Below are 12,309 nucleotides of genomic sequence, written 5' to 3' on the forward strand. Positions count from 1 at the left end.
CTTTGGGAAATCCGCAAACATTAGGATTCCAAGAGATTAAGAATAGCTTCATCAAATCCGGGATATGAAAACTGAAATCCTTCTTTTATGAGCCTTTCAGGATAAACATTCCGGCTTTTTAAGAGTAATTCGGTTTCTGTATTCAGAAACATAGACGCAATTTCCAACTGCCAGACAGGAGCATTGAGTCCAAAAGGTATTTTCAATTCTTTTCTTAATTTTTTCATCACATTTTCATTGGAAATCGGCGCCGGAGCGGTTATATTGATTGGTCCTGACATATTCTCATGTTGAATAACCCAATCCACTGCTTTACAAAAATCATGGATATGAATCCAGCTTACCATTTGATTCCCACGTCCCTGTTTTCCTCCTAAGCCCAATTTTGTAACCATTTTCAGTTTTGGAAAGGCACCTCCATTATTTCCAAGAACAATTGATGTGCGGAGGGCGGCTTTTCGTATTCCTTCATTTTGAACCGCAAAGAATTCTTTCTCCCAGCTTTTACATATATTCATGGAAAAATCATCTCCGATAATTCCGTTTTCTTCTGTATTGAGATGTTTTTCAGAATGAACGTAAATGGTTGCAGAACTGGCATTCAGCCAGATTTTTGGTTTCTCAGAACACTGATCTACTGCTCTCTGTAATATTCTTGTACTATCAATTCTTGAGGAATAGATTTCCTTTTTATTTTTCTCATGATACCGGCAGTCAACAGATTTTCCTGTCAAATTGATCAGAACATCAGCTTTTTCGAGGCTGCTTTTCCATTCGCCTACTGTTTGGGCATTCCAATAGATATCATTTTTACGTTTAGGATTACGCGTAAGGATGTAAACCTTATTTCCTTTTTCTGTAAAGTATTTTTCAAGGTTTTCACCAAGAAATCCGGTGCCTCCGGCTATGATTATTTTCATTGTTTGAGATTTAATGTTTAAAGTTTGGGTTCAAGGTTTATGGTTTTCCCGCAAATTTCACAAATCTTTACAGATGATTATTGATCGAGGAAGATGTTTTTAATGTTAACATTTTTAGTGAATAAATTTCTTAGTTTTGACCTGAACTTCTGAACCTTCTGCTAACATCACAGAAACAGGTTTCTGATGATTCAGGAATGTAAAATCACTTCCGTAGATTTTTTGAAAATCAATTTCCAAATGGTGGTCTTTTACTGTATAACAATCCCATTTTGGATGACAAACTTCATATTCGGAGGTTGTATTCTCTTTTTTTGTAAAGCCAAAATAATGTTCTGTGATAAATTCAAATTCCGAATTTTCTTCCATGGGCTTTGCTGTACTTTCAGCCATAATCTGAATGGAATGCCAGCTTTTATCTTTCCATGAATACCGGATCAGCAGTTCATCTCCATTCTCATGGATCTGATTTTTCATCGGCATGGTGTGATAATTTTCTTTATATATAGAATTTGCGACCAGACTTAATGCAGGTTTGGGAACAATTTCTTTGATAAATACCACTCCTCTTTTCCAAGCTCCTTTTTCTTGTTTTTTCACATAAAACCTTAGGTTTACTTCTTCAAAATTCCGGTGAAAAGGAATAGAGAATCCCAACAGTTTTGTATTTAAAAACATAAATCCTACCAAGCTTACATAGCATCTGCCTTTGTAAAAATCGAGTTCTGTACCTTTGGGCAAATAGGGTAATAACACATCAGTATCAATTTCGTAATTGATGATGGCCAGCTTTCGCCATTCTGCTTTTAAAAAGTTCATAATAATTTGTTTTTTAGGGTTAAAAAATGGCTATTCCGTTATGGGTAGAAGATTCTGCGATGGTTTTGATCATTTCGTTTCTTTTGAGCAGAAATTTTTTGAGATATCCTGTAAGAAAAACAGCATTAAATAATTTTCCAATGATGCCGAGCGGAGATTCAAATTCAAAAATATCTGTCATCAGCGTTTTCCCGTTTACAGTTTTAAAAATATGACGGTGTTTCATAGATTTGAAGGCTCCTTTCTGCATCACATCAATGAACTGAACGGGTTTTTGCATACTGATAGTTTTTGTTGTGAGATTTTGATACACTCCCAGGTGTTTTGCCCGCCAGGTTACGGTTTCGTTTTCTTCAATCAGTCCTGAGGCACGTCCTGCAATTGCTTTTTCATGAGATGTTGAGGTTGACTGCTGATGTAAGTCAATATTTCTTGCCAGATCAAAAACATAGTGAATGTCTGCTTTGATGACTGTGTTTAAATAGATTGTTGACATTTTCTAAAAGGTTTGCTTTTTGTTTAATTCTGGCAGCTTTTTGTCTATTCTTTCTGCAAGCTCTGGAAGCTTTATGGTAGGCACCGCAGGAAAAAGATGGTGTTCCATATGATAAAACATACTGAAACTCAATTTATTTTTCCAGAATCCGCGCTGTGTTCTTGCGATATCAGGATGCTCGTGGGTATCGTGATGAACAGTCCACACTGCAAAAAATGCCATTAGAAATTCGCCTAAAACCATTATCAGTATGTGATACATCAGGAAATAAATGTGAAAATAAAACACTACTGCTATAAGAATGGTCATAGACGCCAGCTCTAACATCATATTCCTCCGATAGGTTTCATTTGCTTTTTTAAAAGTGATCCAATGAATCAGAAACATATGTTTGGGCCCATACAGAATGGCTTGATACCATTTCATAGAAGCTGATTTACCTTCATAATCTTCTTCTGAGAGGCAAAATTTATGATGTCTCAGGTGATTGAATTTTACGGCGTGAATAGAGGCCATCATGGTAAGACTATTAAGATATAAAGACAACCATGTCAACCTTTTTCCGGTTCCTAATGAATTGTGAAAGCCATTATGTACCTGTCTCAATGCAGTGAGGAAATAAAAACCTGAGAACGGCAATGCTAATCCATAATATCCTTTATACGCTAAAAACAGAGAAATAAAAAGCCATGGCAGACTGATGTTATTTTCAATCAGTATTTCCTTTAGAGAAAGTTTTTTTAGGTCTTTCCACTCTATGGCTCTGATAATTTCAAGATGATTCATGTTTTTAATTTTTTAAATGGTTGTCAGAATGATAATAGCCAGCGCTGTTATTCTAAATAATATCCATGAAATGGTGGGAAGAAAATTCAGTTTTAGTATTCTGCATCTTCTTATATGTTCCAGAAACATAATCAAAACTACAATTCCGAAGTATACCATATAAAAAACAGGCGTAAAATTGGTCATCAAAACAGGAATTAAAAGCAAAGTTCCGATCAAAGAAACGGTCATCATGTTTCCTAAATAATCCCAGATCTTGTCTTTGACATAAGTTTTTAAAAAGATGGTCTGCCAAAGGATCTGGCCGAGACAAACTGCAAATTCTCTCAGGAAATTTTCCCCCAAATTCAAGTTCAGTTTTCCAGAAAATTCACTTAAAGTATATGCTGAAAAAATAACCACAAAGCTGATGTATGCTATTCTGTATTTCAGGTTAAAATCCGGTATACAGGATTGTTCTGTATAGTCTTTTTTTGAAGGAATAATTTGTTTCCGGTTATAAGAAACGAAGGAATACAGCTTTTTGAAAAACCAATACAAAGGTTTTATTCTTGCAACTTTCGCCAACAATGGAAAAGAGTTTCCAATGATGAGAAGCAAACTGTCTAATCCATATACAACTTCACTTTTACTGTGATCTACCAGTGCAATTTCATTTTTCGCCCGGTTGAAATCTATCAGGTCTTTATTTTTTAATGATATTTCTGTAAATGCTTCTCTTCCATCTTCATCCAACATTCCGCATTTTGTAAAACCTTTGGAATACAGATTGCACATTGGGCATTCATTGTCGTAGATCAGTGTGTGGTTTTTGAGCGTTTTCATAATAATTATTTATAAGGTTCATAAGTGTTGTAACAATCGTACACATATGCCGCTGCCATTACTGGGCTATATAGAAGGGATGACATTAAAACATATCCAAAAAAGTCATTGATGTTTTTCTCTGTAAACAGCACTGTTACAATAATCCAAACCGGCACTATTACAATTCCATAGGCGATATATAGCACTGATTTTTTTGTTCCAAGAAATAGCTTGACCAGGAAACTTATCAATTGTGGAATCCCTACTATAAAATAAAACAGAACAAATCCTGACAAACCACCGAATAAAAAAGCCTGAGGTCCTATTATGATAAAGAACAACTGAATGTAGTAATCATATTTTACGAATGTTTTCATGGTCATTATTATTTAAAGTGATCCTTTTCTTCTGAAATAAATAATCAGGAATAAATGAATGATTAAATTTTTCATAATTATTATTAATTTAAAACTTTCAGTAATTTTTGAAAATTAATTTGAAATAAAAAAGGATTTTCATCCTCTTTTGTTTTATTTCAGCAGATTGGTAATCTTCCCTACCAGCCAGTGGTCATCGCTTTTTATCGCAAGATCCATAATATTATTAATCTTTCCGGTGACAGAACTGAAGTCATTCATCAGCTTGATAAATTCCTGAGCTTCTTCTGAATCTTTATCTTCAATATTTTTTAATTCTTCAAGAAAGGAAATTACAGGTTCAATTTCTCTTTTTCTGCGTTCTTTGGTAATTTGTTTGAATAGATACCAGACATCTTTTTCTGCCACGAAATATTCTTTACGGTCGCCTTTCACAAATTCTTTTTTCACGATTCCCCAATCTATCAGAGCACGAAGATTCATATTGGCATTTCCTCTTGAAATCTCCAGCTGCTCCATTACCTCATCGGTAGAAAGAGGTTTCCCACTTGCCAGAAGCAGTGCATGCACCTGTGCCATCGTACGGTTGATTCCCCAATTGGTAGCAAAGGTTCCCCAGGTCTGAATGTATTTTTCTTTTGCTTCTGAAAGTTGCATTTTGTTTCCGTTTTTAATTTCTGTAACAAATGTAATTATATTTTTTGAATTTTCAATAATTTTTGAAAATTAATTTTTAAAATAAAACAGACATCCCTGAGAATGCCTGTTTGGGGTTTATAAATTTAAAATTAAGGTTCTATTTCCGTAGTTATTCCCTGGTTCCAATGCTTAGCTTCCGGCATGTAATACAGATATACATTGCTCGATTTTCCGGTATAAGTTCCTGCAAATTCTACTTTAAGATCAAGATTAATGGTTTTCGTTTCCTCAGCATCGAAATGTTCCCAGTACAAAACCAAATAGTTGTCAAAAATTTCATAGTAAGAGACTTGTTTTTTATCAATAAGATCTTTCAATAATGTATTTTGAAGGGTAAGCCCTGCCGGAATGCCTATTTTTGCTATAGTCATTGGCAGCTGGCCGTTTATTTTGTTTTTAATGGTAACGGTCATTCTGTTGGTCTCTCCTACTTTTGATATTCCGGATTTCAGTTTTGTTTCCATAGTAACAGGAATATCCTTGCTTTCCGGTGCCAGAAGTGTATAGTACTGATATTCTAATTTATAAGGCAGTCCATTTTTGGTTGGATAATGAATATTGATCTTATTTTCTCCAGCTTTATACGCTGATGAAAGACTGATATTAGGATAAGTATTTGCTTTGTTGATTGTGATAACCGGTCTTTCGGTTCCATACAATTTTTCATTTTTAGAGAAAAAAGCAGACAATGCCTGTACTGCCAGTGTTGTGGCCTGTGTAGAGCCAAAACCATAATATCCACTGAGACTAATAAGCTGATCAGCAGCTTCCGTGATTTTCAACTGATTCAGTTTCTCATCTTTCTGAAGTGCCATAATATACAACGAAAGAGTTTCTGCATCTGCAGACGTTCCCCACGATCCTGTAAAAGTGATGTTGGATTTTATATTTTTCGTTTCATACTGCTTGTCCAATATTTTCATCAGATCATCATATTCCTTTTGTTTTCCTAATTGAGCCGCAGCATTGGCAAGCAAAGCCAGCTGATAAGAGTCTTTTGTAGCTAAAGCTCTTTTCATCATTACTGTAAAAGAATCTTCTATTTCATTTTTAAAACCTAGCTGAGATAAAGCATATACTACATACATATTTCTTGACCAGGAATATTCGGAGAAATCCTTTTTTGATTCATAGGGTCTTCTTACTTCAAATAATCCGTTTGCATTTTTCTTAGACAAAATGAATGAGGAAAGTCCCTGAATAATCTTAGCATCTGGGTTTACATACTTTTTTAAATCCGTAAATTCCAATAACGCAAATGCAGAAAGTGCCACATCTGATTCTTCGCTGCTGAAATATCCGAAACCTCCGTCTCTATTTTTATAGCTCAACATTTTCTGAAATCCTTTTTTCAGGTTCTTAACCACCAGCTTCTCAGTTGTTGTATCTATTTTTTTACCTGACTTTAAATAATCCAGAATAAAAATGTTCGGATACACCGTTGAGGAAAGCTGTTCAAAACATCCGTAAGGCTCTCTTTTCAACTGCTCCAGATCTTCAAAAAGCTTCAAAGCTGTATTTTCAAATACATGATATGATGAATACAGACTTCCATTAATGTATTCCGGAATAGTGATTTTGATATCCTCTGTTTTATTATTAATGATGGAAAACTTATGCGGGAAACCTTTTTCTTCTACTTTAAACGGAAGAAGCATGGTTTCCCTGAAATCTCCGGATCTTATTGTAAACTGAATGTTGGAATCTACAATCTCATCTGTTTGTATTTTGACAAATAATCTTCCGGATTCCAATGGCTTCAGGGTAATCAAGCTGTCAGAATGGATCAGTTTTACATGATTGGGAACAATAACATCCATGATCATTTTACGGGTTTCAGGTGAATTATTTTTAATCACCACAGGAATCATCATCTGGTCCGTTCTTGTCAGATATTGTGGAATTTTAGCATCTATTGAGATAAGGCTCTGTGCAGCATAGGTAGTTTCATCATTTCCTAAAAGTCCTGATGCAGCAATACCTTCTGTTATAATTCTAAAAGTGGAATTGGCATCAGAATTATAAAACTCCACTTTTGCTTTCCCGTTTTTATCAGTTTCTACTACAGGATTCCAGAAAAGTGCTTCTCTGTAATCGAAACGGTAGGATGTATTGGTAGTTTTATATTCCGGATAGGCAAATTCTCTTGATGCAGCGTAAGATACAAGTCTTCCTTGTGGTAGTGCTTCAACAGCAATATAAGATTTCGGGGTAATATCAAAACTGATTTTTGAGCTGCTATTCTTATATGAATTAATAATCACAACTCCGTTTGCAGCCCTGCTTCCATACATAGCGGTAGCGGCAGCATCTTGGAGAACAGTGATACTATTGATATCATTGGGGTTTATAGTGGTATTGAAGTTTTCTACCGGAGTACCATCAACGATGAATAATGGATTTTTATTGGTAATGGATGCCGTTCCCCTTATTCTTATCTCTGCACTGGCTGCAGACTGTCCTGCCGGTGTAATTACTAATCCGGCAACTTTTCCGCTTAGTAATGAAGTTACATTGGGATTCTGAATTTCCATCGAAGACATTATCGTTGCAGAAGTAATCGCGGTTTTATCTCTTTTCGAATTGTATCCTAAAACAATAACTTCTTCGATCTTTTTATCCCGAATAGTATCAGATTTTGAAAAACCGGGTTTACTCAATGTTTGGATATTATTTCTGTTTTCTATCTTTATAGTTTCTTTTCTTTCCGCTTCTTTTACAATTTCTTCTACATCAATATTGGAGAGCTTCTGCTCCACTAAAGGGTTGATGTCCAAACTATAAGACAATATCCTAATTTTCAATGTATGTTTAGGCTGAGAAGATCTGGCTATAATTTTATATGAATTATCTGCATTCAGATCTGAAAAATAAAAACGTCCATTTTCCGCAGCGGTTTGTTTAAGAATTTTTTTATTATCTGTATCTAAAAGGAAAACATCTGCTTTCACCGGTTTTTTGTTTTCATCTTCCACCACTCCGTAAATTGTATTTTTCTTTTCGGGAAGATACTTGTACTTATTGGTTTGAATGATTTCCGGGATAAGCTCAAAATACCTGTAACCGTTCGTCAGCATAACAAGATCTAAGCTTTTATCGGCTTTTTCTTCTTTTTTATCGAAATAAAACTGTGGCTTTTCAATTTTCCCTTTCAACTCGGAGTCCATCAGAAGCCAGGAAATGATGTGATTCTGCTTGTCATCAGCGTATGTCCATAGTTTATCATCCACTACACTCAATCCAAGGTTAGCAGGAATAGGTCTGTTATTTTCATCAGCAGTTTCAATATCTAAAATTACTTTTTCCCGCGGCAGGTAATGTTGTTTTACAGGTTTAACCTTTATCTTCAACTTGTTTTCTTTATTGGTAAAAACAACACGTTCTGCAAGAGGAATATTGTTTTCCAGAGCGGTAAATCTGCAGATTCCTATCGGGAAGTCTTTTTCATCAATTTCCAATGAGTTATTTCCTTTTTTTAACAGAAGATCTTTGGTAAACAATTCTTTCCCGCGGAAATTTCCCTTCAGGGTAATCTTTTTTTCCTGAGTTGAAACGATGGTGAAAATTATTATTTTGTTTTCATTCCGGATATTAAAAACCAATCCTTCATCTTTTGCAACAGGGAAATTAAAAGTCTGGGTACTATTTTCCGGCTTTACCACTTTTGCATAATAGGTTTGTCCTTTTTCCGGGATAAAACGGAAGCTTCCCATCCCGAAATTGTAGGCTGAAATTTCTTTTAATTTTTTATGATTCTGATTGTAAACAGCAAGAACAGCGTCTACAGGTCTTTCAAATTCATCGAGAATTTTAAAGGCAATATTTTGTTCTACTCCATTGATAAAAGAGCCTCCTTCAGGCAAAAATTTCACATCCAGATTATTCAGAACAATTGGGATATTTCTTGAAATAGATTCTGTAAATCCATCAAAATTCACTTTAATATTCAAAAGTCCATCAGAGGATTTCAACACTTCCGGGAGCTTAAATGTCAATTGATTTTTACCTTCTTTATCAGTAATAATTTTCCCTTCTGAAACAGTTTCTCCGTTGGCCATTACCGTATAATCTGCTTCATAAAAGGGAATCGGAAGGTTACTCAGACTTCTCATTGAAAAGTCGGCTGTCACCTCATCTCCCGGGCCGTATCCTTTTTTAGGAAAATCCAGCTTCATTAAAATTCTTGGGGAGACTATTTTCTGGAGGGTAATCTCTTTCTCAAAGGTATTTTTCCCTGCTTCATTCTGCATCCAGTTGGTAAAGGCTCTGATCTTATAAATTCCGCCTTTCATATCTTCATCAAAATAGAAATAACCCTGGGCGTATCCATTGGTAATTTCATATTTCAGTTTTTTCAAAACGCTTCCTGCAGGATCAATAATTTCAAAATTAACGATTCTGCTGCCTTCTGCCGGAAGGTTATTTTTTCCTTTTACAACATATATTTTAAAATACATTCCCTCACCAGGTTTATAAAAAACATGATTGGTCTGAACGTAGGTCTTTTCTTTTTCAAAGTCCTGAAATGGCTGCTGTGCTTTTAGGAAAACCGTTGACAATATTAAGCTCAGCAAGATGATATAAGGTGATATAAACTTGAAATTCATGGGTTAAAATTTAAATGAAACAATACATCCAAATGTTTTAAAAGATGGAAGGTTGAAAAAATCAAGTCCTCTTCCGTTATCCATATCATAAAAATTCTGATTGGGATCTGCTCCTTTACTGGCCTGCCAAAGCATTAGATTATTCACATAAAAAGTAAGCTTAAGATTCTGCTTTCCATAGTTGATTGGAAAATTGGAAGACAGTGAAATATTGCTGATTCTTATATAATCTGCCTTTTGAATATAGTTTTCCGCCACTCCCAGATAGCCATATCTTGTCCATCGGTTTTCCAGAACATTCATGTTGGCATCATAGAAATCTACAGGAATCTGGTTTACTGTTCCATTTGCCTGCACGCCCTGGAAAATATAGTTTTTGATATTTCTGTCTTCTCCTGAGTCTGAAGAACGGCCGTAATAATCAAGAACTGCCTGTGTTCCGTTCCAGAGCTGTCCGCCTTTTTTCCATTCCCAATTGATATCTAAGGAAAAGTTTTTATAAGCAAAACTATGAGTAAACTTCATCACGAAATCTGGTGTAGGGTCTGCGATAATTTTCATTCCTTCTGCTTTTTTGGGGAATCCAAACTCATCAATGATCAACTGACCGTCAGCATTTCTTTCAAAATAGCTCCCCATAACAGCTCCCAAAACCTGTCCTTCAGTAAGGGTTTTATAAATGTCTTTAAATCCTGATACAGCTATATTCTGATAGCCGGGAGCTATCCTGTCTACAATATCTTTATATTTGAAAAATGATACTTTCTGGATACTGTAAAAGTCATACCCAAGGCGCAAACGATCATAGGCAAAATTGAGTTCATATCCACTGTATGTATGATCTGCTATATTCTTTAATTTCAGCTGGCTATTTTCAAAAACAGGAAATATATCATCTGTATTTTTTCTGTTAAAATATTCTCCTTCCAAACTTACATTATAACCAAGGTTAAGCCTAGCTCCAGCTTTCCATTCTTTTGTATTGATATTGGATAAACCTCTGAAGCTTTCCACTTCCTGTACAGGGAAATATTGATTATAGTTTTGTGCATTCAATAAAGTTATGGCATAAGAAGCGTATGATCTTGTAATTTCCGGCTCGGAGCTCAACTGTGTGTAACTTCCCAATAACTTAAAATTGTAATTATACCAATTGAAAATGTTATTGAATTTTACATAAAAATTAGCTTTGGGAAGCCAATAGTTATTATTAAGGGATGTATCAGATATATAAAATGAATTTCCGAGATTAAAACCAGCTTCAAAATCATAATCACGGATATCCATATTATAATTAAAAATATGATCCTGTGAAGTTCTCTGATAGAGGTATTTCTGATGGGTCAAACTATTATAAACATCAGACTTTCTATCGTTTAAGATAAAATTCAGACTGAATGTATTTTTAAAATCATAGTTCCCTAATACATACGAGCCCAATATATTGGAATGATATAAGCTGTTATTTTGAATCCTTTCATTCAATATTCCATTGCTGAAACCGTAAACAGAAGGTTTATACTGATCCCGGTTCCAGATATTGTTACTTTCATAGGACTGACTGATATTCAGTTTAAAATTATCCCAGTTTTTTCCGGCATTAACACTGAACTGCCTTTCACGATTCTGATACCGGTATTTACCATCCTGTTCAAAAAGGAATGAAGGATTGTCTGCATCTTTACTGTAACTTCTCTGTGAACCATTATTCAGAAGGATATTTTGTTCATTTGAAAAAGAAACGGGTGTTAACAATGAATTCTGATAGGCTCTGCTGAACAATCCTATTCTATTGGTATTGGTAGCTTTCTCTTCTTCATAATTAAAGGCAAGATTAATTGAATATCCATTAAGTTCTGTATTGAGCTTTGCTTTAAAAGTGTTAGCAATATCAAACTGATCTGTAAAGTACATCTGATTTTTCTGCTGGCCAAGGTTCACTGACAGCCGGATTTTCTCATTGTTACCTTCTTTTATAAAAGCATTTACATTCAGCTGGTTATTGTATCCTACCGTTGTTTTAAAAAGGCTGTTATTATATTTTCGGGCACGCTGAAGTCCATCAACCCATGGAATCAGTCTTCCGTTCTGGTCATATTCATAAGCCAGTCCATCAAATCCCAGGGTAGAAATATCCGGTCCAAAACTGAACATTTCATTGGTTTCCGGTCCCTTCCATACAAGACGTCCATTTTCTGATCTTCCCTGTACATATTGGCTTTGAGTTCCCGGAATCGCATTCCTGTTTTTAATATCCAATGATGTGGTAAAGCTTCCATTAAAAAGTAATGTTTTCTGATTGAGTCTTTTTAAGGTATAAATACTGTCATTCTTTTGTTTTAACTGTCTTATTTCACCAAAATAGGAATGTGATCTTTTACTTAAACGGGTCTTCGTTTTTTCAATACTGAAATCATCTCTGGTTTCAAAAGAAACCAGGCTGTCATATGTTTTACTGTAAATATTTTCTACATTTTTATTGTCTGTCTGATTTTCCAGAATAGTTTTTAATTCCTTAAGCTCATAGGTAGAAATAACATGAGTATTTTTGCCCTGATTCCATACAAGAGTATCATAGGGTTTGGCAGCAATAATGGCAAATCCTTTCTCATCAGTCAGTTCATAGATACCGCTGTTTTTATTATAAACCTTTAAAAAGTTTTGTTCTTTATTTTTAGTCGTTAAAAATCTTCCAGAGTAATAGAGTTGTGAATTTTGTGCCTGTAGTACAGTAATGGTAAATGGCAATAGCAGCAGATAATTCTTTTTCATCGGTTATTTAGTATGTTTAAAAATAT

At 34.8% G+C, this 12,309-nt stretch carries 9 protein-coding genes; all 9 read right to left on the reverse strand.

The window, feature by feature from the left end:
- Positions 1–20: 20 nt before the first annotated feature.
- Positions 21–920 carry a TIGR01777 family oxidoreductase gene (locus KIK00_RS07920; protein WP_255816015.1) on the reverse strand — a complete coding sequence of 300 codons (900 nt, stop codon included), beginning with the start codon at positions 918–920 and terminating at the stop codon, positions 21–23.
- 114 nt (positions 921–1,034) lie between these two features.
- Positions 1,035–1,739, reverse strand: a complete 705-nt coding sequence (locus KIK00_RS07925; RefSeq protein ID WP_255816016.1) for a YqjF family protein — start codon at positions 1,737–1,739, stop codon at positions 1,035–1,037.
- A 19-nt stretch (positions 1,740–1,758) separates the two neighbouring features.
- The gene (locus KIK00_RS07930) at positions 1,759–2,235 is read right to left on the reverse strand and encodes an SRPBCC family protein (protein ID WP_255816017.1); all 477 of its coding nucleotides are present in this window, start codon (positions 2,233–2,235) and stop codon (positions 1,759–1,761) included.
- Between the two features lie 3 nt (positions 2,236–2,238).
- Entirely contained in the window at positions 2,239–3,021 is a 783-nt protein-coding gene (locus tag KIK00_RS07935) for a fatty acid desaturase (RefSeq protein ID WP_255816018.1), read from the reverse strand.
- A gap of 12 nt (positions 3,022–3,033) precedes the next feature.
- Positions 3,034–3,846, reverse strand: a complete 813-nt coding sequence (locus KIK00_RS07940; RefSeq protein ID WP_255816019.1) for a DCC1-like thiol-disulfide oxidoreductase family protein — start codon at positions 3,844–3,846, stop codon at positions 3,034–3,036.
- Between the two features lie 5 nt (positions 3,847–3,851).
- A complete protein-coding gene (locus KIK00_RS07945; protein ID WP_255816020.1) occupies positions 3,852–4,205 on the reverse strand; it encodes a hypothetical protein in 354 nt (117 codons plus the stop codon).
- Between the two features lie 153 nt (positions 4,206–4,358).
- Positions 4,359–4,862, reverse strand: coding sequence for a GbsR/MarR family transcriptional regulator (locus KIK00_RS07950; RefSeq protein WP_034696386.1), 504 nt, complete (start codon positions 4,860–4,862; stop codon positions 4,359–4,361).
- Positions 4,863–4,993: 131 nt separating this feature from the next.
- Positions 4,994–9,511, reverse strand: coding sequence for a TonB-dependent receptor plug domain-containing protein (locus tag KIK00_RS07955; protein ID WP_255816021.1), 4,518 nt, complete (start codon positions 9,509–9,511; stop codon positions 4,994–4,996).
- Positions 9,512–9,514: 3 nt separating this feature from the next.
- Positions 9,515–12,283, reverse strand: coding sequence for a hypothetical protein (locus tag KIK00_RS07960; RefSeq protein WP_255816022.1), 2,769 nt, complete (start codon positions 12,281–12,283; stop codon positions 9,515–9,517).
- Positions 12,284–12,309: the final 26 nt, after the last annotated feature.

The organism is Chryseobacterium sp. MA9 (genome assembly GCF_024399315.1).
Lineage (GTDB): Bacteria > Bacteroidota > Bacteroidia > Flavobacteriales > Weeksellaceae > Chryseobacterium.